This window comes from Pantoea sp. Ft-CA_14 (assembly GCF_024520875.1).
GTDB lineage: Bacteria > Pseudomonadota > Gammaproteobacteria > Enterobacterales > Enterobacteriaceae > Pantoea > Pantoea agglomerans.
Genome location: NZ_JALNPM010000005.1, coordinates 218,591 through 241,542 on the forward strand (window position 1 = coordinate 218,591; position 22,952 = coordinate 241,542).

Below are 22,952 nucleotides of genomic sequence, written 5' to 3' on the forward strand. Positions count from 1 at the left end.
AGTCATGAACCCGATTTATCAGCACTATCTTGTCCTTAAAGGTGAACAACCGAACAAATATGCCCGCGACCTGGCCGCGCTGATCGGCATCAGCGAAGCGGAATTGTGTGAAGCGCGCATCGGCGTTGATGCCGTGGCGCTGAAACGCGATTTTCCGGCGTTGCTGAAGGCACTGGGCGCAGTCGGCGAAACCAAAAACATTACCCGTAACGCTTATGCGGTACATGAACATCTGGGTGAATACCACAATGTGCAGATTGGCGCGCATGGTGGCCTGGTGCTTAATCCCCGTGCGCTCGATCTGCGCCTGTTCGTCGGTCAGTGGTGCAGCGCCTTTGCTCTGCAGGAGCCGACCGGGCAGGGCGTTCGTCACAGCATTCAGATTTTTGATCGTCATGGCGATGCGGTGCTGAAAGTTTACGCCACGGAGCAGACCAACATGGCAGTGTGGCAGACGCTGATCGCCGACTTTACCGACGCCGCGGCGACGCCGCTCGTGGTTGAGCCGGTTGCCGCTGCTCCCCTGACGGAGGCGATTGATGCCACCGCCATCGACCGTGAATGGCGCGCCATGACCGATGTTCATCAGTTTTTCGCGTTGCTGAAGCGCCACCAGGTGTCACGGCCGCAGGCGTTTCGCGCGGTGGGTGAGGATCTCGCCTGGCAGACCGGCAACGACGCGCTTGAGCGCCTGCTACAGATGGCACAGCAGGCGGGCAATGAAATTATGATTTTTGTCGGCAACCGTGGCTGTACTCAGATTTTCACCGGCAGGGTAGAGAAGCTGCAGCCAGTGGAAAACTGGCTCAACATCTTCAATCCGAAGTTCACCCTGCATCTGATGGCTGATCAGATCTGCGAAAGCTGGGTAACACGCAAGCCAACGGGCGATGGCTTTGTTACCAGCCTGGAACTGTTCGCCGCCGACGGCACGCAGATCGCCCAGCTCTACGGTCAGCGCACGGAAGGTACGCCAGAGCAGTCACGCTGGCGCGAGCAGATTGGCGCACTCCGCACGCCGGGAGCGGCGGCATGAAAAGAGCGATGCTGTTATGGCTGCTGATGACGCTGCCATCACTGGCGGCGGAGCGGGTGGTGTCGATTGGCGGTGACGTTACTCAGATTATCTATGCGCTGGATGCCCAGTCACAGCTGGTGGCGCGCGACAGCACCAGTCTGCGTCCGGCGCAGGCCGCCCGACTGCCGGACGTGGGTTATATGCGTCAGCTCAACGCCGAAGGCATTCTGGCACTGAAACCGACACTGGTGATCGCCAGCGCGCAGGCGCAACCGTCGCTGGTGCTGCAACAGATTGCCCGCGCGGGCGTCAGGGTGGTCACGGTCAGCGGCGACAGCAGCCTGCAGGCAATTCCGCAGAAAATTATCACTGTGGGCCAGGCGCTGCAGCGTGAAAGCGAAGCTCAGGCACTGGCGCAGCAAATGACGCAGCAGATTCGCCAGTTGCCGCAGCAACCGCTGCCGGTAAAAGTGCTCTACATCATGGCGAACAGCGGCATGAAGTCGATGGCGGCTGGAAATCAGACTGCGGCCGATGGCGCCATTCGCAGCGCCGGGCTGGAGAATGCTATGGGCCCGGTGCCGCACTATCAGGCACTGTCGCAGGAAGGGGTGATCGCCGCCGCGCCGGATCTGGTGGTAATAGGCGAGGATGGCCTGAAAACCCTGGGCGGCGAAGCGCAACTGTGGCAGTTACCGGGTCTGGCGCTGACGCCTGCCGGGCAGCAGCATCGTCTGCTGGTGATCGACACCATGGCACTGCTGGGGTTTGGCCTTGATACGCCACGGGCAATCGTGAAATTGCGCCAGGCGGCGGAATCGCTAAACCATGATTAAGGATAATGCGCTGCGTGGCCTGATGCTGATGCTGATCTTCCTGCTGGTGGCGATGATGCTGGCGGCAAATCTGGGGGCGATGTCGCTTTCAGTGCGGGCGCTGTGGCAGGCACCGCTCAGCGATCTTATCTGGCAGATCTGGCTGGATATTCGCCTGCCGCGCGTGCTGCTGGCGGTGGTGATGGGCATGGCGCTGGCAGTCTCTGGCGCAGTGATGCAGGGTGTTTTTCGTAACCCACTGGCCGATCCCGGTCTGCTGGGGATCAGCAGCGGGGCGGGACTGGCGGTGGCGCTGGCAATCATTATTCCGCTGACGTTGCCAGCACCGCTGGCATTGTGGCTACCGATGATCGCCGCGTTTATCGGCAGCCTGCTGGTTACACTGCTGATCTTCAGTTTCAGTCGGCTGGCGCGCGGCAATCTTTCGCGGCTGTTGCTGGTCGGCATTGCGATTAATGCGTTGTGCGGGGCAGCGGTAGGCGTGCTGTCATGGCTGAGCAACGACCAGCAGCTGCGCCAGCTGTCGCTATGGGGCATGGGAAGCCTCAGCCAGGCACAGTGGCCCGCACTGCTGATCTGCCTGCTGCTGATTCTGCCAGCCTTGCTGCTGTTACAGACTCGCGCCCGCCACCTTAACCTGCTGCAGGCGGGCGAAGAGGATGCGCACTACATGGGCGTTGATGTGAAGCGTACTCAGCATCAGCTGCTGATCCTCAGTGCGTTGCTGGTCGGTACGGCGGTCTCGGTCAGCGGCGTGATCGGCTTCGTCGGACTGGTGGTGCCACACGTGATGCGTTTTTGCCTTGGCGGCGATCATCGCTGGCTGCTGCCCGGCTCAGCGCTGGCGGGGGCGATTCTGCTGCTGCTGGCCGATACGCTGGCGCGCACTCTGGTGGTTCCGGCCGAGATGCCGGTGGGGTTGCTGACCAGCCTGATTGGTGGTCCGTGGTTTCTCTGGCTGATTCTGCGTCAACAGCGAGGGCTGGAGTGATGGACATTTTACAGGCCAGGGGGTTGTGTCTCGCGCGCGGCGGCAAAACTGTTATCGATAATCTCGATGTTACGCTGTCAGGTGGCGAGCTGGTGGCGCTGATTGGCCCCAACGGCGCAGGTAAGTCGACGCTATTGCGGATGCTGACGGGATTTCTGTCGCCCGATCGGGGCGAGTGCTGGCTGGGCGATCGACGGCTGACGGCATGGCCGCGTGAGCAGCTGGCACGACGCCGGGCAGTGATGCGCCAGCAGAACAACCTGACGTTTTCACAGTCTGCGCAGTCGGTCGTGGCGATGGGCCGTGCGCCCTGGCCGGAGGCGCAGACGTCGCAGATTGTGGCTGAGGTTATGCGGCTGACAGGTTGTGAAGGGCTGGCGCAGCGCGATTACCGCCAGCTCTCCGGCGGTGAACAACAACGGGTGCAGCTGGCGCGGGTGCTGGCACAGCTCTGGCATGAGGGAAGACCACGCGGCTGGCTGTTTCTGGATGAGCCGACTTCGGCGCTGGATCTCTTCTGGCAGCAGCAAACCCTGCGTTTATTACGCCAGCTGACGCGCGCCGGAGATCTCACCGTCTGTACCGTGTTACATGACCTTAATCAGGCCTCATTGTGGGCCGATCGCATACTGCTGCTGCACGCAGGCCGACTGGTGGCACAAGGCTCGCCGCAGACGGTGATGACGGAAGCGACGCTGACGCGCTGGTACCAGGCCGATCTGCAGGTAGTGGCGCATACCGGGAGTGGACAGCCGCATATCCAGCTGCGTATTTAGACCGTTTCGCTTTAAAAACATCGCCTTGCGCGGTTTTATTCGCTGATTTTGCGCTATACCTGGAGTTCCGGACAGATTCAAGGAGACCATAATGGCAAAATCATTAGATCAGACCGCTGAGCAACTGGGGAATATTTTACTCTCTTCCGGACTTCATCTGGCGACCGCCGAATCCTGTACCGCCGGGCTGATCAGCATGACGCTGGCCGCGGTGGAAAACAGCGGAGACTTTTATACCAGCGGCTTTGTGACCTACAGCGAAAATGCCAAAATCCGTCTGCTGGGGGTGCGCCCTGACACGCTGAAACAGCATACGGCGGTGAGCGAACAGACGGCGCGGGAGATGGTGCAGGGCGCCTGCGCCCGCTCCGGCGAGCCGGTGGGATTATCCATTACCGGCTATGCCGGACCGGATGGCGGCGAAGATGGTACACCGGCGGGCACCATCTGGTTTGGCTGGGTATTGCCCGACGGCAGAGACGAAGCGGAGTGCCATCAGTTCAGCGGCGATCCGAAATCGGTGATGGAGCAGGGGACACAGTTCGCGCTGGAAGGACTCATAAAACGGCTGCAGCGAGCCGATCGTTAAAGGCGCGAAACGCGCCTTTAAACAGGCTTAGCGGCAGTCGACAATCAGACGTCCCTGCACTTTGCCATCCAGCAATGCCTGCGCACCTTCTCTGGCTTCACTTAGCGGGATCACCCGGCTCAGCTTACTGAGCCGTTCGCTATCCATCAGCTCACCGAGTCGTTGCCACGCCTGCTGACGAAGCGGCTTCGGACACATCACGCTATCGACACCGGCCAGCGTAACGCCACGCAAAATAAAGGGTGCGACGCTGGCTGGCAGGTCGAGTCCCTGCGCCATACCACAGGCGGCAACCGCGCCGTCCCGCTGGGTGGCGGCCAGCACATTCGCCAGGGTGTGACTGCCGACGCTGTCTATCGCGGCGGCCCAGCGCTCTTTTGCCAGTGGCTTGCCGGGTTGGGAGAGTTCTTCACGGTCAATGACCGATGCCGCGCCCAGCGTATCAATCAGATAGGCATGGTCGCTGGTGCGCCCGCTGGAAGCGATCACCTGATAACCCAGACGCGCCAGCAGGCTGACGCTATAGCTGCCGACGCCGCCACTGGCACCGGTTACCAGTACCGGCCCCTGTTCAGGTGTGATGCCCTGTTTTTCCAGCGCCATCACGCAGAGCATTGCGGTCAATCCCGCTGTACCGATTGCCATGGTTTGCAGCGGACTCAGCGTGGCGGGCGGGCGCACCAGCCAGTCGCCACTGACGCTGGCTTTCTGTGCCAGGCCGCCCCACTGTTTTTCGCCCACGCCCCAGCCCGTCAGCAGCGCCACATCATCCTCTTTCCAGTCAGGATGGCGGCTGGCCGTCACCCGGCCAACAAAATCGATACCTGGCACCATCGGGAACTGGCGCACAATCGGGCCTTTGTTACAGATAGCCAGGGCATCTTTGTAGTTCAGGGATGAGTAGCTGACGTCGAGCGTGACATCGTGGTCAGGCAGTTGAGATTCGGGGAGATCTTTCAGCAGGGAACGGTAACCTTGTTCGTCATTTTCAATGACCAGTGCCTTGAACATGCAGCCTCCGGCAGAGTGGGAAAGAGAAGATCAGTTTACGCCTGGCAGATGCAATGCGGTAGGGCAATGGCCCCGTCTCCCGGCAATGAAGACGACACGAGCGGAAAAACAGGCTGACAGCGGCAGTGAGTTAAGTGCATAAATCTGCATATAATTCAGATAATTAGTCGTATTGTGAATTTTTTATGATAAATAGACTATAAAAATCATGTTGTTACATGCGAAGAGGGTGACTGAATAATTACCTGGTTCGGGTTGTCCATGCCTGAAAAAGATGACATTATGACCGCCACTTTTTGACCCTGCTTCTTTGCCACAGAGGACGTCGCCATGTCCGGTTCACCGCGCATCCGCCCGGATTACCGTTCGCTTTTTCCGGCGCTCACCGGGTTATCCTCTTTTCCGATATCTCCGTTATTCACCATGCGGTGAGGCCAGCCAGGCAGCGGCTATGGATCTGCTCTCCACGGGCTGCGTAACGCCTTCTGACTGTTAAGTATTCGCCGGGGCACTGTCCCCATAATTGTGCCTCTGGCACTTCCTCCCTGACGTTAGGGATTCTGTTATGACTCCACTGAAAATTGCTGCCAGCGCCGCTGTGGCGCCCAGTCTGACCCTGAACACTGCGCGAGACGTGGTGACGCTGGATAACACCGACTTCACTGATGTGGCGGCGGTTGTCGTCTCGCTGGCGGATACCCGTAGCGGCGTGCTGGCGCTGCTGCGTCATACCGGCTTTAATCTGCCGGTGTTTGTCGCTAACGCGTTTGAAGAAGAGGTGATGCACCTGCCCGGCGTCAGCGGTGAGCTGAATGGCGATCCGCAGGAGTGGATCGCGCTGGAAGCGGCTGCGCAGGCGTATGAAGCGGCGCTGCTGCCCCCTTTCTTCGAGACGCTGACCCGCTATGTCGATATGCAGAACAGCACCTTTGCCTGTCCCGGACATCAGGGCGGTGCTTTCTTTAAAAAGCATCCGGCGGGCAAACAGTTTTATGACTTCTACGGCGAGAATGTTTTCCGCTCTGATATGTGCAATGCCGACGTCAAACTGGGCGATCTGCTGATCCACGAAGGCTCGGCCAAAGATGCGCAGAAGTATGCGGCAAAGGTGTTCAACGCCGATAAAACCTACTTTGTGCTCAACGGCACCTCAAGTGCCAACAAAGTGGTGACCAATGCGCTGCTGACGCGTGGCGATCTGGTGCTGTTCGACCGCAACAATCACAAGTCGAACCATCATGGCGCGCTGATTCAGGCGGGCGCGACCCCGGTTTATCTTGAAGCGACGCGCAATCCTTTCGGCTTTATTGGCGGCATTGACGCGCACTGTTTTGATGAGGCTTATCTGCGCGAGCAGATCGCGGCCGTGGCTCCGCAGCGCGCGGCTGAAGAACGGCCTTTCCGTCTGGCGATCATCCAGCTGGGCACCTACGACGGCACGGTCTACAACGCGCGTCAGGTGGTGGATCGCATCGGCCATCTGTGTGATTACATCCTGTTTGATTCCGCGTGGCTGGGCTATGAGCAGTTCATTCCACTGATGGAAGGCTGTTCGCCGCTGACCCTGCAACTGAATGAGAACGATCCCGGCATTTTTGTCACGCAGTCAGTGCATAAGCAGCTGGCAGGTTTTTCGCAGACTTCGCAGATCCATAAAAAAGATAATCATATTCGCGGACAGCGCCGCTTCTGCCCGCATAAGCGACTGAATAACGCCTTTATGCTGCACGCATCAACCAGTCCGTTTTATCCGCTGTTTGCCGCGCTGGATATCAACGCCAGAATGCATCAGGGCGAAGCGGGGCGTCGCATGTGGGATGAGTGCGTCACGCTGGGTATTGAGGCGCGTAAAGCGATCCTGGATCGCTGTGAGATGATCCTGCCGTTTGTACCGGAGACGGTGGATGGTCAGCGCTGGCAGGATGCGCCCACTGAGACGATCGCCCGCGATCTGCGCTACTTCAGCTTTGAACCGCAGGCGAAGTGGCACGGTTTCGCGGGTTATGCGCGCGATCAGTATCGGGTGGATCCCTGCAAGCTGTTGCTGACCACGCCGGGGATTGATGCGGCCAGCGGTGAGTATAGTGATTTCGGGATTCCGGCGACCATTCTGGCGAACTATCTGCGCGAAAACGGCATTGTGCCGGAGAAGTGCGATCTCAACTCAATCCTGTTCCTGCTGACCCCGGCAGAGAGTCCGGAGAAGATGGCGAATCTGGTGGCGATGCTGGCGCAGTTCGAACAGCACGTCAAAGAGGATGCGCCGCTGGCCGAAGTGCTGCCGACCATTTACCGCAAAAATGCCGAACGCTATGCCGGGTATACCCTGCGTCGCCTCTGCCAGGAGATGCACGACCTTTACGTCAGTCACAACGTCAAGGATCTGCAGCGCCTGATGTTCCGCGCCGCGGAGTTCCCGCCGGTCAGGGTGAATCCGCAGGATGCGCATCAGGCTTATATTCGCGGCGAAGTGGAGCTGGTGCCGATAGCCGAAGCACAAGGCCGGGTTGCCGCAGAAGGTGCACTGCCTTATCCACCGGGTGTGCTGTGCGTAGTCCCTGGGGAAGTCTGGGGCGGTGCGGTGCAGCGTTACTTCCTGGCGCTGGAAGAGGGGCTTAATCTGCTGCCTGGCTTCTCACCAGAGCTGCAGGGCGTTTACACCGAAGAGGATGACCAGGGACGGAAGTATCTGGTGGCGAATATGATAGTGGGGCGCTGATCTGAGCGTGGGCAGAGGCGGGTAGCGGCCCGCCTGCCTTTTTGTTCGCTGCGCGAACGGGGCTGAGAAGGTTTCGCCTGGCGGCGGTGTACGCTTTGCAGCGGGTATGCACTGAGCAGGTTTTGCCCGGCAGGCCCTGGGTTCGCTGCGCGAACGGGCTGTGAGAGGTTTTCGTTCGCCTGGTAAGCCGGGCAGTTTCAGATTCGCCTCTGCAGGCGACCGACAAGGGGGCGCCAGTCGCCGCGCCCCCTTGACCCCGGGCTCCGGCCTGCTTCACCGCCGCTTCGCGGTCCCTTCGCTACTTCAGGATTTCTCACGGACCGGCGGGACGCGCCATCCATGGCGCGAACCCGCCTCTTCGCGACATCCCTGTCGCTCGTCCTGAAATCCCTCATCCGCTCAGCGGTTCTGACGGCCTCCCCACCCCCTCGCTGTTATCTCTGCTTTTTTATGGCAGGTTCGCTGTCGCTGTAAGTTTCCGGGATGGTCTTCGCTATCAGACCATCAGACAGCACGGCAACAGCGAAATGAAAAGATAATTACAGGCGGGGGTTTGGGAGAGGCGTCCGAAGCGCTGAGGAACAACCGGAGGCCAGGATGAGCCGACAGGACGTCGGCGAAAGGACGGCACGAGCCAGGGATGGCGAGTCCGGACGGTCCGTCGGCTGCAGGGCGTGACGAAGGTACCCCGCACAGCGGGGCGCGCAGGCAGCCGGACGCCGGGATTATTAAGGGGCGGGCGTCCGCCCCTTAATACGTCCGCCTGCTCGGGCGATCTGAAACTCCTGACCGCCTGGCGGGCGGAACCCGCTCAGTGCATACCCGCGGCTAAGCGAACGAAACCTTCTCATAGCCTGTTCGCGCAGCGAACAATCCCAGCTTCAGGCGCTGCACCCAAGCCCGTTCGCGCAGCGAACACTCCCCCCGGCTTTAGCGCTGAGCCAATCAGAATCCCCGATAACTCTTCTGCGCGGTACTCACCTTATAAAGATAACGACGCGACTCCGCCGACGGATGCTGGTTCGCCAGGGTCGAATAAACCTTGCTCGGTGACATGCCGTTAATCATCGAAAACGCTCGATCTTTATCGCTGGAGAAGACGCGCAGCACGCTGCCTGCGCCGCCGTTATAGGCGGTGATCACCGCATAACGACGTGACACCGGATCCTGAATGCCGCCCAGATAGCTACGCTGCAACAGCGACAGATAAGCGGTACCCGCATCAATATTGTTCTCTGGATCCAGCAGGTAGCTGCGGCTCGGCTTGCCCCATTTACCCTTCATGCGGAACACGTCAACACCGGCAGTATGCTGCACCACCTGCATCAGACCCAGCGCATCAGAATGGCTCACGGCGTAGGGGTTAAAGCTCGACTCGGTCTGCATAATCGCCAGAATCAACGAGGCATCAACACCATACTGATCGGCGGCTTTACGCACCATCGGCAGGTATTTGTGCGCACGCTTATCCAGGTGGTTCGGCACCATCGGAATCGAAATGGTGTAAATCACATGCAGACCCGAGGTGCGGCGCTGCAATTTATTCTGAATCAGATAGTCAGCAAAAGCTTCCGCGCGACCCTGCCAGCGAATCGGCTGACCGGTATTATCCAGCACCTGCCCATACAGCAGCGGCTCTTTACTGATTTCAATATCGTTGGCGTCAGAGTAGAGATCGACATTACCCGGATCTTCGCCAATCAACAGGGTGGTCACGATTGCCTGACGCAGGCTGGCCATAGGATCGGTGCCAGAAATCGTCTCGATGGTCAGCTTACCGCTTTCAAAGTTAATGTGGCTGCGGGTGTAATAGTTGTCGCTATATTTGACGTAATCTTTGGGTCCGGCGATAAGGACCTCATTGATACCCCAGATATTCTCAATATTATGAGCAAACTGCCCCATCAGAATATCAAAGGCGTTGGTATCTTTTACCCACTCCTCGTGGGACTGCTGTTTCTTTGACCCGGAACAGGAAACCAAAAGTGGTGCTATCACCAGCAGGGCGATTAATTTTTTATTCATTGGGAATGCAAGCCTGACCTGGATAACCGGCCTCAGCGATGAGGCCCGGAATGTTTACGCTTCTGGCGGTGTATAGCCTTCGATATGAACGTCTTTACCTTCGAACAGGAAATTGATCATCTCCTTCTCCAGCACTTTACGATCTTCGGGATTCATCATGTTGAGCTTCTTCTCGTTGATCAACATGGTCTGTTTCGCCATCCACTTCTGCCAGGCTTCTTTGGAAATGTCGTTGTAAATGCGCTTACCCAGATCGCCCGGGTAGAGCTGAAAATCCTGTCCTTCCGCGTCGCGCTGTAAAAAAGTACAAAAAATAGTGCGGCTCATTATTCTTCCTCATTAATCTCACAACTGTTCAAAGCCAGTTGTCGGGGATGGCGCAGCTCGTGTAACAGGCGCTCAACGGGTGCGGCTAATCCCACAGATGGTGGCAGCGCTAAGTTATACCAGAGACCGCCTGCTTCATCCATCGCCGCCCCGACAGAAGGCCACGTCAGCCACATTGGCACGATATCGAGATGGAAATGGCTGAAGGTGTGACGAAACGCAGTAAGCTGCTGCGGTTTTGCATGGATGCCGCGGGCCGCCAGCCAGTCGGTCAGTGCCGCTTCCGTAGTGAACTGCGGGAAGCAGAACAGGCCGCCCCACAAGCCCACAGGCGGGCGCTGCTCCAGCCAGACATCATCACCATCCTGCATCATCAGGAACCAGCCGCTGCGCTCTGGCAGCACCTGCTTAGGCTTCTTACCGGGATAGCTCGCCCAGCTGCTGCTGGCATACGCCTCACAACCGCTGTTCAGCGGGCAGATTTCGCACTTCGGCTTCGATCGGGTACAGACGATAGCACCCAGATCCATCATCGCCTGATTAAACTGGCTGACGCCCTCGGCGGGTGTGACCTCTTCGCTGATCTGCCAGAGCCGCTTTTCGACCTCTTTCTTACCCGGCCAGCCGCTGACAGCATAGCAACGGGCCAGCACGCGCTTGACGTTGCCATCCAGAATCGGGAAATGCTGCCCCAGTGACAGCGACAGGATCGCGCCCGCCGTGGAGCGGCCTACGCCGGGCAGGGCAGAGACATCATCGAAATTACGCGGGAACTCGCCCTGATGAACCTCGACAATCTGCTTTGCGGCTTTATGCAGATTACGCGCACGGGCGTAGTAGCCGAGGCCGGTCCAGAGATGTAACACCTCATCCAGCGGAGCCGCAGCCAGATCGGTAACCGTGGGGAAGCGCGCCATAAAGCGTTCAAAATAGGGAATAACCGTGGCAACCTGGGTTTGCTGTAGCATCACTTCGGAGAGCCACACCTTGTAAGGCGTTTTCTCCAGCTGCCACGGCAGGGTTTTGCGACCAAAGCGCTGATACCAGTCCAGCACCTGTTGCGCGAACTGCGGCGCTTGCATCATAAGAAGGAAATTTTCCGTGTTTACTCTACACTCAGGCAGGAATTCCAGCACATGCGCACCTGGGTGTAAACCGGAAGATTGCAAAGGCTTGCTTCTGCTTATGAACTTTGCATAATGCCCGTTTCCCGGAACAGGCTAACCAGCAGGCTTTTACATGATTAATGACGTCATCACCCCAGAATTTGATGAGAACGGGCGGCCATTACGCCGGATCCGCAGCTTTGTGCGCCGCCAGGGCCGCTTAACCAAAGGCCAGCAGCAGGCGCTGGACACCCTGTGGCCGGTCATGGGGGTGGAATATCAGCCGGAGCCTGTCGATCTGCCCGCGCTGTTTGGCCGCGAAGCCCCGGTGACGCTGGAAATTGGCTTTGGCATGGGTGCTTCGCTGGTAACGATGGCGCAGAACACGCCGCATCAGAACTTCCTGGGTATTGAAGTGCATGCGCCGGGCGTGGGTGCCTGTCTGGCCGCTGCCAAAGAAGCCGATGTGCAGAACCTTCGGGTGATGTGCCATGACGCGGTGGAAGTGCTGGAGAAGATGATTCCGGATAACTCGCTGCGCATGGTTCAGCTCTTCTTCCCCGATCCGTGGCATAAAGCGCGTCACAATAAACGCCGTATCGTCCAGGTGCCTTTTGCCGAGCTGGTGATGCGTAAACTGAAGCTGGGCGGCGTTTTCCACATGGCGACCGACTGGGAAGCCTACGCGGAGCATATGCTGGAAGTGATGAACAGCATCGATGGTTACCGCAACCAGTCAGAACAACAGAATTATGTGCCGCGTCCTGAGACGCGTCCACTGACCAAGTTTGAGCAGCGCGGGCAGCGTTTAGGCCACGGCGTATGGGATTTAATGTTTGAGAGGGTGAAATAATGGCCACACAACGCAGCCGCCGTTTACGTAAAAAACTGCACATCGATGAGTTCCAGGAACTGGGCTTCTCGGTTGCCTGGCGCTTCCCGGAAGGCACCAGCGAAAGCGAAATTGATGAGACGCTGAACCAGTTCATCAATGAAGCGATCGACCCTAACGGCCTGGCCTTCGATGGCAGCGGTTACCTGGTGTGGGAAGGTCTGGTTTGCCTGCAGAAAACCGGCAAATGCACCGATGAGCATCGTGCTCTGGTTCGTAAATGGCTGGAAGATCGCAAGCTGCAGGACGTTCAGATGACTGAACTCTTTGACGTCTGGTGGGACTAAGTCGTCACACAGTGTCGGGCTGAGGCCCGATCAAAGGGTTTCAGACCCGATCTTAGGGAGTAGATATGATGCGTAAAGCGCTTCTTGCTGTGCTGCTGGTGGCAGCAACCCAGGCTCAGGCAGCCTATGAATGCAGCGTTAAGCCGCAGGACGATGTGGTGATTAAGCCGCAGAGCGTGCAGGTGGTCGGTGCCAACGGCAATATGGAAATCTCGCCGCAGGGCGACGTGCAGTTCAATGGACAGAAGGTCACGCTCGATACGGCCGGACGCCAGAAAGCGATCGACTATCAGAACGCGCTGCGTCGCGATCTGCCGTGGATCGACAGCGGGGCGACATCACGTCTGGAGAAAGGGCGTTCGGCACTGGATCAGGTCATCGTTGAAAAACTGGGCACCGACAGCAACGTGCGTAATCGCCTGACCACGCTGAATGGTCAGCTGAAACAGCAGATGAACCGCATCATTGAACACCGTGAAGATGGGCTGACGTTCCACCATCAGGCGATTGATCAGGTTCGCGCCGAAGGTGAAAGGCTGGTGCAGTCGACACTGGGCGGCGTGATGCAGGATAGCCTGAACGAGATGGGCAGTAAGCAGGGCAGCGGCGGCAGTAATCCGCTGCAGGCGATTATGGGTAATCTGGGCGGGTTGCAGCAGTCGATTCAGGCTGAGTGGAGCAAGCAGGAGCAGGATTTCCAGAACTTCGGTCACGAGGTGTGTAATCGCGTTATTTCGCTGGAAGATCAGCGTAAACAGCTTACCGGTGCACTGAAAAAATAGGTCAACGCCTCAGCCTGTCGGGCTGAGGCGCTTTTGTTACTCTTCTGCTAAGAACAGCTCCAGCAGCGAATTCAGGAACAGCTTCCCTTTCTCCGTAATCTGCCACTGCTCCGCGGTTTCAGTCACGTAACCCGAGGCAATCGCAGCATCCATCTGCGGACGGATCACCTGCTCTGACAAACCGGTATAGCGGCTGAACTCGTCGCGCGGCGCGGCTTCCAGCAGGCGAAAGCGGTTCATGAAATATTCAAACGGCTTGTCGCTATCGGCAACGTCATACTGTTTTTCGCGGTAGTTCCCCTGCATAAATCCACGCGGATGACGGGTTTTCACCGTGCGGACTATGCGGCCATCCGGTTGCGTCAGCTTGCCGTGTGCGCCACACCCAATCCCCAGATAGTCGCCGAAGCGCCAGTAGTTGAGGTTGTGCTCACAGCGATAACCCGGCTTCGCGTAGGCAGAGGTCTCATACTGCTGATAACCGGCAGCCTGCAGCAGCTGATCGCCCTGTTCGAAAATATCCCATAGTGCATCATCATCCGGCAGCACCGGCGGGCGTGAGCCAAACAGGGTGTTGGGTTCAATCGTGAGCTGATACCAGGAGAGATGCGGCGGATTAAGCGCAATCGCCTGACGTAAATCGTCGAGCGCCTCTTCAAGCGACTGATCGGGCAGGCCATGCATCAGGTCAAGGTTAAAACTGCGCAGCGACAGCGACTCGGCCAGTTCAGCGGCGCGGACCGCCTCTTCCGGGCCGTGAATGCGGCCAAGACGCTGCAGTTTTTGCGGACTGAAACTCTGTACGCCAATCGAAATACGGTTGATACCGGCGCGCTGATAGGCGCTGAACCGGTCCGCTTCCACGGTGCCCGGATTGGCTTCCATGGTCACTTCCGCATCGGGCGAGAGCGTCAGACGCTCCCGCACACCATTCATCAGCATCTGCATCGCGCTGCTGCTCAGCAGGCTGGGCGTGCCGCCACCGATGAAGATCGTGCGCACTTCCCGGCCATTGATCAGCGGTAAATCGATCTCCAGATCGCGCAGCAGGTGCTGCACGTATTCAACGTGCGGCACCTCATCTTTCAGCGCGTGGGAATTAAAATCACAGTAGGGACATTTCTGTACGCACCACGGAATGTGGATATAGAGACTTAACGGCGGCAGATTAGGCATTACGCATCGCTTCCAGCAACAGCGTCAATGCTTTACCCCGGTGAGAAACTGCACCTTTTTCCGCTTTACTCAGTTCGGCCGCGGTTTTACCCAGTGCCGGGACAAAGAAAATCGGGTCGTAACCAAAACCACCGGCACCAGCGGCGGCGCGGGTGATCTCACCCTGCCAGCTGCCATGGAACACCAGCGGGGTCGGATCTTCCGCATGACGCAGATAGACCAGCACGCAGTGAAATTGTGCCTGGCGCTGACCGTCCGGCACGTTTTCCAGCGCCTGCAGCAGCTTCTCCAGGTTCTGTTGATCGCTGGCCTCTTCACCGGCGTAGCGCGCCGAGTAGATGCCGGGCGCGCCGCCCAGCGCATCTACGGCCAGGCCGGAATCATCGGCAATAGCCGGTAATCCGGTGATCTGTGCCGCGTGACGCGCCTTGAGAATCGTGTTCTCAATAAAGGTCAGGCCGGTCTCTTCCGCCGATTCAACCCCAAGGTCGGTCTGTGCGACGATATCCAGACCAAAGGCGGAGAGTAACTCCGCCAGCTCACGCACTTTGCCGGGATTGCCGGTTGCGAGGACAACTTTTTGCATAACAGTTCCAGTTTGATTCATTTACAGCAGATACCAGAGACCCGGGAACAGGTCCATGCCGAGAAAGTTCAGGGCATACAGCACCAGGATGACGATCATCGCTGAGAAGTCGATGCCGCCCATCGCAGGCAGAATACGGCGAACAGGTGCCATCATCGGCTCGGTTAACTGCACCAGCAGATAGTCGACAGGACCCCGGCCCTGGCTGATCCAGCTCATCAGGGAGCGAATAATAATCACCCAGAAGACCAGATAGCCGGCGGATTTAACCAGCGACAGCAGGCCGACCAGCAGATTGGTTGGGTCGACCGAGAAGACGCCCACCTGAATCAGCAATAAAATCGGGTATTTCAGCGTAGTCAGCACAAATGCCAGCAGCAGTGAGGCGGTATCTATCGGGCCCAGTGCCGGCAGTATACGGCGCAGCGGCTTAACAATCGGCTGTGTCACTTTTACGACAAACTGCGCCACTGGATTGTAAAAATCGCAGCGGGACCACTGCATCCAGATGCGTAACAGCAGCACCATGACGTAGAGATCGATCAGCGTTTTTACTAAAAACGTCAGTGTTAACATGAAGTTCCTCTGTTATTGTTGTGAGTTGTGCGCATAATCTCGTGCGCCAAAAATGGCGGTGCCGATACGCACCATCGTACTGCCTGCGGCGATTGCCGCCTCCATGTCATCGCTCATTCCCAGCGAAAGCGTGTCTGCATGCGGATAGTGCTGTTGCAGCTGCCGGAAGGCTTCCGCCATCTGCTGACACACCGCCAGCTGCCGCGCGTAATCACTCTCTGCTGCCGGAATCGCCATTAATCCGCGCAGCCGCAGTTGCGGCAGGGCAGCGATCTGCTCCGCCAGCCCGGAAACGGCCTCCAGCATGATGCCAGATTTGCTGTTCTCGTCACTGATATTTACCTGAATTAACACATTCAGCGGTGGCAGCGAAGCAGGCCGCTGATCGTTGAGCCGCTGCGCGATGCGCTGGCGGTCAATGGTGTGACACCAGGCGAAATGTTCCGCCACCAGACGGCTTTTATTGGACTGCAGCGGGCCGATGAAGTGCCACTCCAGCTCAGGATGTGCGGCCAGTGCCTGGACCTTTTCAACCCCTTCCTGAACGTAATTTTCACCAAAGGCAATCTGGTCAGCGGCAAAGGCTTCTTCGACCGCGCTCGCAGGTTTGGTTTTACTGACTGCAAGCAGGGTAATTTCTTCTGGTGCGCGGCCGCAACTCGCGGCAGCAGCAGCGATTCGCTGCCGCACTTGCTGTAGGTTCTGCTGGATTGAGGTCATAGTCAGGAGAAATTATGAATCTGGATGAAATGGTGGGGCTTAGTGTAAAGCATAATGCCGCCGATCTGCACCTTTGCAGCGGACATTTGCCCTACTGGCGGCAGCAGGGAAGGCTGGAGGCGATGCCGCAGCAGTGCCCGCTTTCTGGTGCATGGATGGCGCAGTTTATGGCCCGCTGGCTAAGTGACCCGCAGCGTCAGGAGCTGGAGCGCGCAGGGCAGCTCGATTTCGCCCTGAGCCTGGCCGATGGTCAGCGTCTGCGCGCGAATCTCTTTATGCAGCGCAACGGCCTGTCACTGGCACTGCGCATCATCGCCACGGCATGCCCGACGCTGGAAAGCCTGCAACTGCCCGCCATTGTCCCGACGCTGCTGGAGCAGCAGGATGGGCTGATTCTGGTGACGGGTGCGACCGGCAGCGGTAAAACAACCACGCTGGCGGCGCTGGTCGATGCGCTGAACCGCCAGCAGGCGCGGCATATCATCACGCTGGAAGATCCGATTGAATTTATCCATCACAGCCAGCAGTCGCTGATACAGCAGCGTGAAATCGGCCTGCACTGCGGTTCGTTCTCGCTGGGAATAAAGGCAGCACTGCGTGAAGATCCCGACGTTATACTGCTGGGCGAACTGCGCGACAGCGAGACTATTCGTCAGGCGCTGACTGCTGCGGAGACCGGCCATCTGGTGCTGGCGACGCTGCACACGCGTGGCGCAGCGCAGGCGGTGGATCGGCTGGTTGATGTCTTTCCGGCAGAGGAGAAACAGCTGGTGCGTACTCAGCTGGCGGGCAGCCTGAAAGCGGTAATTGCACAGCGGCTGGTGCCATCAGTTGCCGGTTCGCGCATCGGACTGTTTGAGGTACTGATCGCCACACCTGGCATCACCAATCTGATCAGAGAGGGCAAGATGCACCAGATCCCTGCGCTGTTACAAACCGGCGCACAGGCCGGTATGCAGACGTTTGAGCAGAGCAGGCTGGCGCGTCAGGCAGCCGGACTGATTGAGTGAGGATGTCAGTAATGGTTTTCGAACCAGTCCTGCAAAATGATGGCAGCAGACTGTGAGTCGACCGATCCTTTATTGAGCGCACGATAGCCGCCGCGTTCAAACAGGCCAGCACGCGCTTCTACCGTGCTGAGTCGTTCATCCTGCAGCTCCACGCGGATGCCAAAGCGCCCGTGCAGGCGGTTGGCAAATTTACGTGCGCGATCGGTCAGCGGCTGCTCGGTGCCATCCATATTCAGCGGTAATCCCACTACCACGAAATCGGGCTGCCACTCTTTCAGCAGTTTTTCGATTACCAGCCAGTCCGGGATGCCATCCTGCGCTTTCAGGGCGGTCAGCGGACGGGCGCTGCCAGTGAGTTGCTGACCTACGGCGACACCAATACTTTTGGTGCCGAAGTCGAATCCTAACAGAGTTTGAGTTGACATCAGGCGTGTCCGGCGTCGCTGGCCATGTTGTGAATATCGACGCCAATACTGCGCGCCGCTTCGCGCCAGCGCTCTGAAATCGGCGTCTGGAACAGGATGTTGCTGTTAGCAGGCGTGGTCAGCCAGGCATTTTCCATCAGCTCATTCTCCAGCTGATCTTTTTCCCAGGCGCAGTAACCCAGCGCGACCAGCACGTTAGTGGGCTGAGACGCCGTACCGATCGACTCCAGCACGTCACGGGACGTGGTGATGATCGTGTTATCGGAAACACGAATACTGGAGGTAAAGGTGCGTTGCGCGGAGTGCAGGATAAAGCCACGATCTTCCGCCAGCGGGCCGCCGGTAAACACCGGTTTATCCAGCTTGATCGCCGGATCGCGATCGTCAGCAGAGATTTTGAGCTTCTTCAGAATGCCTTCAACCGTCAGGTTTTCCATGGGTTTATTGATGATCAGTCCCATTGCACCCTCTTCGTTATGTTCGCAGAGATAGACCACGGAACGTTTGAAGAAAGGATCCTGCAATGAAGGCATGGCAATCAAAAAGTGATGTTGTAAATTCATTCTCACACGATGTACCAAAAAAATAACCGGCACGCGACGGCCGCACCGGTATTGGGTTGATCACGGAGCTTCGCCCCGGCGTCATGCTCAGCCCAGGCGCTTCTCAATGGCATCCATCAACATGCCGGTGATGGAGATCGGGAACGCAGCCTCAATTTCACGAATGCAGGTTGGGCTGGTCACGTTAACTTCAGTCAGTTTATCACCGATGATGTCCAGACCGACAAAAATCAGCCCTTTTGCTTTCAGCGTCGGGCCAACACGGCGCGCGATTTCCCAGTCGCTTTCGCTCAGCGGACGCGCTTCACCGCGACCACCGGCGGCGAGGTTGCCACGCGTTTCACCGCCCTGCGGGATACGCGCCAGGCAGTAAGGCACCGGCTCGCCATCGACGACCAGCACGCGTTTGTCACCCTCGGTGATCGCCGCAATATAATTCTGCGCCATGCAGAAACGGCTCTCATGCTCGGTCAGGGTTTCGGTAATCACGCCAAAGTTAGGATCATCTTTCTTCACGCGGAAAATCGACGCACCACCCATGCCATCCAGCGGCTTCATGATGATGTCGCCATGCTCCTGCCAGAAAGCGCGCAGCTGCGCTTTGCTGCGGGTCACCAGGGTATCAGGCGTAAACTCGGCAAACCAGGCGGTGTAGAGCTTTTCGTTACAGTCACGCAGGCTCTGCGGTTTGTTCACGATCAGCGTACCCAGCTCTTCAGCGCGCTCCAGAATGTAGGTCGCATAGATGAACTCGGTATCGAATGGCGGATCTTTGCGCATCAGCACCACATTCAGGTCAGCCAGCGGGATCACCTGCTCGCTGCCGAACTGATACCAGTTCTCAGGGTTCTGCTCGACGGTCAGCAGGCGGGTGCGGGCAGAGGCCACGCCACCGCGCAGGGAGAGATCGTGCATCTCCATGTAGTGAATTTCATAACCACGGCGCTGTGCTTCCAGCAGCATAGCGAAGCTGGAGTCTTTTTTAATATTGATGGACGAAATAGGGTCCATCACGATGCCAAGTTTAATCATTATTATCTCCTCGGTGAGGCGGCATTTACCGCCTCGTCTGGTTCGGTCTGCAGTGGGCCGATCGGTCAGGACATCATGCCTGCTCTCTTTCCGCTGAAAGTATCGCTTAACCCAGGTCGCCAAACCTCACCTGAAGTGCCGTAATGGCTGTCAGCGCGGTAGTTTCGGTACGCAATACCCGTGGGCCAAGCAGAATGTCAGTAAAATCGTGCTGCGCCGTCATCGCAATCTCGTCCGCAGACAAACCGCCTTCAGGGCCAATCAGCAACCTTACCCGCTCAACAGGCTGTGGCAGCGTGTTGATGCTGTGGCTGGCGCGCGGATGCAGATTAAGCTTCAGTCCGCTATCTGCTTCTGCACACCAGGCTTCCAGCGTCATCGCTTCACGAATCTCCGGCACGCGATTACGGCCGCACTGCTCGCAGGCGGCAATAGCAATTTTCTGCCACTGCTGGATCTTCTTCGCCAGACGCTCAGCATCAAGCTTTACGCCACAGCGCTCGGAAAACAAGGGTGTAATGACATTCACGCCCAGTTCGATCGATTTCTGGATAGTGAATTCCATTTTTTCACCGCGCGACATCACCTGACCTAAATGCAGATGTAATGGTGACTCGCGATCGTCCGGCTGGCTCTCTGTGACCGATACTTTTACACGCTTTTTATCTACATGCGTGATCTCTGCTGCAAAAGTCAGATTAGTGCCATCAAAGAGTTCCAGACGCTGACCTGCCGTCATCCGGAGCACCCGGCCCACATGATTGGATGCATCTTCATCCAGGGTAATTTCACTGCCGATGCTTAATGGCCCGGCGTGATAGATGCGAGGTATACGCATAAGGTTCCTGAGACCGGACGCCGCGCTGCAGCGGCGTCATTGGAAAAAGAGCTAGTGTAGGGCAGGGATTTTAGCGCTGGCAAGCCTGCTGCACATAAGGATTGTGATTGCCCTGAACCTTTGCAATGCGCTGGTCGCGTTCGCACTCCCAAACTGATACGGGATAGAGCTTGTTCCAGGCGGTAAACAGCTGCGTCTGCTGGCGCGAAATACGCAGATGATACTGGTCGCGCATATAGAAATAGGTGCGGGCAATGGCACCACGCGCCCGCGCAGGTGGCTCCGCCTGTTTGAGTTTAAAGTCGATCTTCATCTCACACTGGCCGTACTGCTGCTCGCTGCCGTTCCATTGACTGTAGGCGAAGTTGCCACGGTCGCCATTCACTTCACCCACCGCAGGCTGCAGGTTGTGCAGGTCGGTTTCGATGCGGCGGTAGTCGGGATCTTTGCTGCAGTTTTTACGACCGCCATCCTGCCAGCACTGACGCTGATGGCCAAACTCCCAGGCGGGCATCACATGTTCCCACTCAATGCGTGCGGCGCGATTGGCGTTTTTGCGCACCTGATAGCCACAGCTGTTGAGATCGGGAATCCCCTTTTTTCCCTGCCACTGAATCTTACAGCCACAGTAAAAAGAACCCGGTGCATCGGCGTTGATCGCCGCCGCAAAGGTTTTGGCCTGCTGAAAGTTATTTTGATGATAGTTATTCAGGTTAAGGGCGTCAGCGGCGGGCGCAAACAGCAGCGCAACCGCCAGACTTAGTATGCGAGACATATTCCAGATTTCTACTCAGTACGAAAAAGGGCGGCAGGGTAACAGAATGTGGAATAGGGCGGAATGGGGATTCTTCTCAGGACGCGACAAATTCACCCGCGGTCAGCAGGCTGCCACAGTGCACGCAGCGATATTCACTCTCTTTGCGCAGTATACGATTGTGGCGGCGCACGGTCAGTTGATGCTGCTGGCACTGACAGCGGTAGGCAAAGGTGTTGCTGCGTACGGATGCGATCTCAAACTGGTGAGTACGCCGTGCCGGAACGCCCAGCACCTGCTCCATCATCCACTTCCACTCTTTGCCGTGCGGCGCGACGCGACCAAATTGCTTCCAGACCAGCAGATGCGCCAGCTCATGCGGCACCACTTCATCGATAAATGCCTGCTGGTTTTCCAGCAGCAGCACAGGATTGATGCGAATTTCCCAGGACGCCAGCCAGGCGGTGCCCGCCGCCGTACCACGCTGCTGGTAGAGCAGCTTCGGTTCCGGATAACGGGTTTTCAGCGCCTGATTCGCACGTTCAAGCGACTGGCGCAACGAGCGCATTACGGCCTGCTGCAGGGCAATGGGGAGACGAGGCGTTTTCATGGCGCTCAGAATAATCGCCGCCGCGCAGGAACTCAACGTCGCCAGCGACAAGTGTGGTTCTGGCTGGGGGAAAATTTCTGGTTTAAATATTGTTATGGGCTTTTTTAGAATATTCTATTAATGACATTCACCGCAGAGTGGATGGATGAAAAGCGAACGGCACAGGGCATGGATAAACCAATGAAAAATAATGATAACGTCAGGAAACAACGGATTGTGCTGGTGACGGATCTGATGGCCGGTCGTGGTGGGATGGAAAATGTGACCGGTCAGTTGATCACGGCCCTGAATGCGGAACCCGGTACCGAAGCAGGGCTGTTTATTATCAACAGCGGAGAGGAGAGCCACTCCCGCGCCTGGACCGCCAATGCTGTTCTGGCTGAGAGCGTCTGCACGCTGCGGAATAAGAAAATAAAAAATCTTATTCATACGCTGAGAATGGCCGCCTTCTTTCGTCGTTATCAGCCCGATCATGTCCTGACCCTCAACACCATTCCCTGCCTGATGACGCGCCGGGCAATCACGCTTTCAGGACGTAAAATCGTATTGTCGAGCTGGATGCACCTGCCTCCGCGTGAACGTTATCGTCCCCATTATCTGCTGCGGGCCGATCACCATTTTGCGATCAGTAATCAGATTAAAGAGCAGCTGGTGGAACTGGGCGCACGCGCCACTGACGTTGACGTGATCTATAACCCGATCAAACGCAATGAGACGCTAATCGGCAGACCCCAGGCGCTGAAGTTTCTCTATATTGGTCGCGTCCATTATCAGCGGCAGAAACAGCTTAAAGATCTGTTTGATGCCCTGCAGCAGCTGGATGCGCCCTGGACGCTGGAGATAGTGGGTGACGGGGAAGATCTGACGCAATGTCAGCACTACGTGACGCAACTCGGCATTCAGGATCGCATCACCTGGCATGGCTGGCAGGAGAATGCCTGGGAGTATGTCATCCGCCATATCAGACTGGTCACCTGCCTGGTCATGACCTCTAACTTCGAAGGCTTCCCGCTGATCCTGCTGGAGGCGATGTCACGCGGCGTCTACTGTGTTTCATCCGACTGCATCAGCGGCCCGGCGGAAATTATTCAGAACGGTATTAATGGTCAGCTCTATCCCACCCATGACAGCATGGCGCTGGCCGCGATTCTCAACGCTATGAGCGGGGATTTCCACTTCCCCGATCATCAGGCTATTAAAGCGAGCATCACCGGTTTTTATGAGGAAAATTATATGAAGCACCTGATGAGTGTGTTTAACCGCCTTACTGAGGTTAAGCATGACGAATAAAATTAGTCGCAAT

Annotated in this window: 25 protein-coding genes; 11 read left to right on the plus strand and 14 right to left on the minus strand. The window is 57.5% G+C overall.

Translation table 11 applies throughout. The annotated features are described in order from the left end of the window. Nucleotides 1–4: 4 nt before the first annotated feature. From NR195_RS10435 to NR195_RS10455, 5 genes are all read left to right on the plus strand, one after another. A complete protein-coding gene (locus NR195_RS10435) occupies nucleotides 5–1,036 on the plus strand; it encodes a hemin-degrading factor (protein ID WP_256844496.1) in 1,032 nt (343 codons plus the stop codon). After that, nucleotides 1,033–1,854 carry a hemin ABC transporter substrate-binding protein gene (locus NR195_RS10440; RefSeq protein WP_111534617.1) on the plus strand — a complete coding sequence of 274 codons (822 nt, stop codon included), beginning with the start codon at nucleotides 1,033–1,035 and terminating at the stop codon, nucleotides 1,852–1,854. The genes NR195_RS10435 and NR195_RS10440 overlap by 4 nt, the downstream gene beginning before the upstream one ends. Continuing rightward, on the plus strand, nucleotides 1,847–2,845 hold the full coding sequence (locus NR195_RS10445) for an iron ABC transporter permease (protein WP_039388212.1): 999 nt from the start codon (nucleotides 1,847–1,849) through the stop codon (nucleotides 2,843–2,845). Before NR195_RS10440 ends, NR195_RS10445 begins: the two co-directional genes overlap by 8 nt. Beyond that, a complete protein-coding gene (locus tag NR195_RS10450) occupies nucleotides 2,845–3,621 on the plus strand; it encodes a heme ABC transporter ATP-binding protein (RefSeq protein WP_081113819.1) in 777 nt (258 codons plus the stop codon). The genes NR195_RS10445 and NR195_RS10450 overlap by 1 nt, the downstream gene beginning before the upstream one ends. Nucleotides 3,622–3,712: 91 nt before the next feature. Continuing rightward, nucleotides 3,713–4,210, plus strand: coding sequence for a CinA family protein (locus tag NR195_RS10455; RefSeq protein WP_010671076.1), 498 nt, complete (start codon nucleotides 3,713–3,715; stop codon nucleotides 4,208–4,210). 27 nt (nucleotides 4,211–4,237) lie between these two features. On the opposite strand, the gene NR195_RS10460 is transcribed toward NR195_RS10455, so the two are convergent. Next, the gene (locus NR195_RS10460; RefSeq protein WP_064689971.1) at nucleotides 4,238–5,221 is read right to left on the minus strand and encodes an MDR family oxidoreductase; all 984 of its coding nucleotides are present in this window, start codon (nucleotides 5,219–5,221) and stop codon (nucleotides 4,238–4,240) included. Nucleotides 5,222–5,786: 565 nt separating this feature from the next. Between NR195_RS10460 and NR195_RS10465 the strand changes: the two genes are divergently transcribed. Continuing rightward, a complete protein-coding gene (locus NR195_RS10465; protein WP_022623848.1) occupies nucleotides 5,787–7,940 on the plus strand; it encodes an ornithine decarboxylase in 2,154 nt (717 codons plus the stop codon). A gap of 945 nt (nucleotides 7,941–8,885) precedes the next feature. On the opposite strand, the gene mltC is transcribed toward NR195_RS10465, so the two are convergent. The 3 genes from mltC to mutY are packed head-to-tail and all read right to left on the minus strand — an operon-like array spanning nucleotide 8,886 to nucleotide 11,377. After that, complete coding sequence (gene mltC / locus NR195_RS10470) at nucleotides 8,886–9,965, minus strand: membrane-bound lytic murein transglycosylase MltC (RefSeq protein WP_010248892.1); 1,080 nt, start codon at nucleotides 9,963–9,965, stop codon at nucleotides 8,886–8,888. A 54-nt stretch (nucleotides 9,966–10,019) separates the two neighbouring features. Further along, on the minus strand, nucleotides 10,020–10,292 hold the full coding sequence (locus tag NR195_RS10475; protein ID WP_003853409.1) for an oxidative damage protection protein: 273 nt from the start codon (nucleotides 10,290–10,292) through the stop codon (nucleotides 10,020–10,022). Further along, complete coding sequence (gene mutY, locus NR195_RS10480) at nucleotides 10,292–11,377, minus strand: A/G-specific adenine glycosylase (RefSeq protein WP_033769896.1); 1,086 nt, start codon at nucleotides 11,375–11,377, stop codon at nucleotides 10,292–10,294. Before mutY ends, NR195_RS10475 begins: the two co-directional genes overlap by 1 nt. A 154-nt stretch (nucleotides 11,378–11,531) precedes the next feature. Between mutY and trmB the strand changes: the two genes are divergently transcribed. From trmB to NR195_RS10495, 3 genes are all read left to right on the plus strand, one after another. Next, complete coding sequence (gene trmB / locus NR195_RS10485) at nucleotides 11,532–12,251, plus strand: tRNA (guanosine(46)-N7)-methyltransferase TrmB (protein WP_010248887.1); 720 nt, start codon at nucleotides 11,532–11,534, stop codon at nucleotides 12,249–12,251. Next, a complete protein-coding gene (locus tag NR195_RS10490; RefSeq protein ID WP_003853403.1) occupies nucleotides 12,251–12,577 on the plus strand; it encodes a YggL family protein in 327 nt (108 codons plus the stop codon). Before trmB ends, NR195_RS10490 begins: the two co-directional genes overlap by 1 nt. Before the next feature lie 65 nt (nucleotides 12,578–12,642). After that, entirely contained in the window at nucleotides 12,643–13,359 is a 717-nt protein-coding gene (locus tag NR195_RS10495) for a DUF2884 domain-containing protein (RefSeq protein WP_010671073.1), read from the plus strand. Between the two features lie 36 nt (nucleotides 13,360–13,395). On the opposite strand, the gene hemW is transcribed toward NR195_RS10495, so the two are convergent. Genes hemW through NR195_RS10515 form a run of 4 tightly spaced genes read right to left on the minus strand, consistent with a single transcriptional unit; the run spans nucleotide 13,396 to nucleotide 16,417 of the window. Then, nucleotides 13,396–14,535: a radical SAM family heme chaperone HemW gene (hemW, locus tag NR195_RS10500; RefSeq protein WP_256844497.1), complete on the minus strand. Its 1,140-nt coding sequence runs from the start codon at nucleotides 14,533–14,535 to the stop codon at nucleotides 13,396–13,398. Next, nucleotides 14,528–15,121: an XTP/dITP diphosphatase gene (locus NR195_RS10505; protein ID WP_256844498.1), complete on the minus strand. Its 594-nt coding sequence runs from the start codon at nucleotides 15,119–15,121 to the stop codon at nucleotides 14,528–14,530. The genes hemW and NR195_RS10505 overlap by 8 nt, the downstream gene beginning before the upstream one ends. Before the next feature lie 21 nt (nucleotides 15,122–15,142). Then, the gene (locus tag NR195_RS10510) at nucleotides 15,143–15,697 is read right to left on the minus strand and encodes a YggT family protein (protein ID WP_010248879.1); all 555 of its coding nucleotides are present in this window, start codon (nucleotides 15,695–15,697) and stop codon (nucleotides 15,143–15,145) included. Nucleotides 15,698–15,709: 12 nt separating this feature from the next. After that, the gene (locus tag NR195_RS10515) at nucleotides 15,710–16,417 is read right to left on the minus strand and encodes a YggS family pyridoxal phosphate-dependent enzyme (RefSeq protein ID WP_010248877.1); all 708 of its coding nucleotides are present in this window, start codon (nucleotides 16,415–16,417) and stop codon (nucleotides 15,710–15,712) included. 14 nt (nucleotides 16,418–16,431) lie between these two features. On the opposite strand from NR195_RS10515, the gene NR195_RS10520 reads away from it, so the two are divergent. Then, a complete protein-coding gene (locus tag NR195_RS10520; RefSeq protein WP_256844499.1) occupies nucleotides 16,432–17,427 on the plus strand; it encodes a type IV pilus twitching motility protein PilT in 996 nt (331 codons plus the stop codon). A 5-nt stretch (nucleotides 17,428–17,432) separates the two neighbouring features. On the opposite strand, the gene ruvX is transcribed toward NR195_RS10520, so the two are convergent. From ruvX to NR195_RS10550, 6 genes are all read right to left on the minus strand, one after another. Further along, entirely contained in the window at nucleotides 17,433–17,852 is a 420-nt protein-coding gene (gene ruvX / locus NR195_RS10525; protein ID WP_003853387.1) for a Holliday junction resolvase RuvX, read from the minus strand. Beyond that, nucleotides 17,852–18,415 carry a YqgE/AlgH family protein gene (locus tag NR195_RS10530; RefSeq protein WP_010248870.1) on the minus strand — a complete coding sequence of 188 codons (564 nt, stop codon included), beginning with the start codon at nucleotides 18,413–18,415 and terminating at the stop codon, nucleotides 17,852–17,854. The genes ruvX and NR195_RS10530 overlap by 1 nt, the downstream gene beginning before the upstream one ends. Before the next feature lie 87 nt (nucleotides 18,416–18,502). After that, complete coding sequence (gshB, locus tag NR195_RS10535) at nucleotides 18,503–19,447, minus strand: glutathione synthase (protein ID WP_010248868.1); 945 nt, start codon at nucleotides 19,445–19,447, stop codon at nucleotides 18,503–18,505. Between the two features lie 106 nt (nucleotides 19,448–19,553). Continuing rightward, nucleotides 19,554–20,285: a 16S rRNA (uracil(1498)-N(3))-methyltransferase gene (gene rsmE / locus NR195_RS10540; RefSeq protein WP_010248866.1), complete on the minus strand. Its 732-nt coding sequence runs from the start codon at nucleotides 20,283–20,285 to the stop codon at nucleotides 19,554–19,556. A 70-nt stretch (nucleotides 20,286–20,355) separates the two neighbouring features. Further along, nucleotides 20,356–21,060: a deoxyribonuclease I gene (gene endA, locus NR195_RS10545; protein WP_060681026.1), complete on the minus strand. Its 705-nt coding sequence runs from the start codon at nucleotides 21,058–21,060 to the stop codon at nucleotides 20,356–20,358. A gap of 76 nt (nucleotides 21,061–21,136) precedes the next feature. Beyond that, nucleotides 21,137–21,649 (minus strand): SprT family zinc-dependent metalloprotease, encoded by a 513-nt coding sequence (locus tag NR195_RS10550; protein WP_069026548.1) that lies wholly within the window; start codon nucleotides 21,647–21,649, stop codon nucleotides 21,137–21,139. Between the two features lie 141 nt (nucleotides 21,650–21,790). Here NR195_RS10550 and NR195_RS10555 point away from each other — a divergent pair, with 141 nt between their 5' ends. Then, the gene (locus tag NR195_RS10555; protein ID WP_256844511.1) at nucleotides 21,791–22,939 is read left to right on the plus strand and encodes a glycosyltransferase; all 1,149 of its coding nucleotides are present in this window, start codon (nucleotides 21,791–21,793) and stop codon (nucleotides 22,937–22,939) included. Nucleotides 22,940–22,952: the final 13 nt, after the last annotated feature.

Bases quoted from the DNA above. Each gene is read 5' to 3' on its own strand.
- NR195_RS10520 (WP_256844499.1), top strand. From the start codon at position 16,432: ATGAATCTGGATGAAATGGTGGGGCTTAGTGTAAAGCATAATGCCGCC.
- endA (WP_060681026.1), bottom strand. From the start codon at position 21,060: ATGTCTCGCATACTAAGTCTGGCGGTTGCGCTGCTGTTTGCGCCCGCC.
- NR195_RS10475 (WP_003853409.1), bottom strand. From the start codon at position 10,292: ATGAGCCGCACTATTTTTTGTACTTTTTTACAGCGCGACGCGGAAGGA.
- NR195_RS10510 (WP_010248879.1), bottom strand. From the start codon at position 15,697: ATGTTAACACTGACGTTTTTAGTAAAAACGCTGATCGATCTCTACGTC.
- NR195_RS10455 (WP_010671076.1), top strand. From the start codon at position 3,713: ATGGCAAAATCATTAGATCAGACCGCTGAGCAACTGGGGAATATTTTA.
- NR195_RS10555 (WP_256844511.1), top strand. From the start codon at position 21,791: ATGGATGAAAAGCGAACGGCACAGGGCATGGATAAACCAATGAAAAAT.
- NR195_RS10435 (WP_256844496.1), top strand. From the start codon at position 5: ATGAACCCGATTTATCAGCACTATCTTGTCCTTAAAGGTGAACAACCG.
- NR195_RS10550 (WP_069026548.1), bottom strand. From the start codon at position 21,649: ATGAAAACGCCTCGTCTCCCCATTGCCCTGCAGCAGGCCGTAATGCGC.
- NR195_RS10450 (WP_081113819.1), top strand. From the start codon at position 2,845: ATGGACATTTTACAGGCCAGGGGGTTGTGTCTCGCGCGCGGCGGCAAA.
- gshB (WP_010248868.1), bottom strand. From the start codon at position 19,447: ATGATTAAACTTGGCATCGTGATGGACCCTATTTCGTCCATCAATATT.
- NR195_RS10490 (WP_003853403.1), top strand. From the start codon at position 12,251: ATGGCCACACAACGCAGCCGCCGTTTACGTAAAAAACTGCACATCGAT.
- NR195_RS10440 (WP_111534617.1), top strand. From the start codon at position 1,033: ATGAAAAGAGCGATGCTGTTATGGCTGCTGATGACGCTGCCATCACTG.
- NR195_RS10465 (WP_022623848.1), top strand. From the start codon at position 5,787: ATGACTCCACTGAAAATTGCTGCCAGCGCCGCTGTGGCGCCCAGTCTG.
- NR195_RS10445 (WP_039388212.1), top strand. From the start codon at position 1,847: ATGATTAAGGATAATGCGCTGCGTGGCCTGATGCTGATGCTGATCTTC.
- mltC (WP_010248892.1), bottom strand. From the start codon at position 9,965: ATGAATAAAAAATTAATCGCCCTGCTGGTGATAGCACCACTTTTGGTT.
- NR195_RS10460 (WP_064689971.1), bottom strand. From the start codon at position 5,221: ATGTTCAAGGCACTGGTCATTGAAAATGACGAACAAGGTTACCGTTCC.
- hemW (WP_256844497.1), bottom strand. From the start codon at position 14,535: ATGCCTAATCTGCCGCCGTTAAGTCTCTATATCCACATTCCGTGGTGC.
- NR195_RS10495 (WP_010671073.1), top strand. From the start codon at position 12,643: ATGATGCGTAAAGCGCTTCTTGCTGTGCTGCTGGTGGCAGCAACCCAG.
- ruvX (WP_003853387.1), bottom strand. From the start codon at position 17,852: ATGTCAACTCAAACTCTGTTAGGATTCGACTTCGGCACCAAAAGTATT.
- rsmE (WP_010248866.1), bottom strand. From the start codon at position 20,285: ATGCGTATACCTCGCATCTATCACGCCGGGCCATTAAGCATCGGCAGT.
- trmB (WP_010248887.1), top strand. From the start codon at position 11,532: ATGATTAATGACGTCATCACCCCAGAATTTGATGAGAACGGGCGGCCA.
- NR195_RS10530 (WP_010248870.1), bottom strand. From the start codon at position 18,415: ATGAATTTACAACATCACTTTTTGATTGCCATGCCTTCATTGCAGGAT.
- NR195_RS10505 (WP_256844498.1), bottom strand. From the start codon at position 15,121: ATGCAAAAAGTTGTCCTCGCAACCGGCAATCCCGGCAAAGTGCGTGAG.
- NR195_RS10515 (WP_010248877.1), bottom strand. From the start codon at position 16,417: ATGACCTCAATCCAGCAGAACCTACAGCAAGTGCGGCAGCGAATCGCT.
- mutY (WP_033769896.1), bottom strand. From the start codon at position 11,377: ATGATGCAAGCGCCGCAGTTCGCGCAACAGGTGCTGGACTGGTATCAG.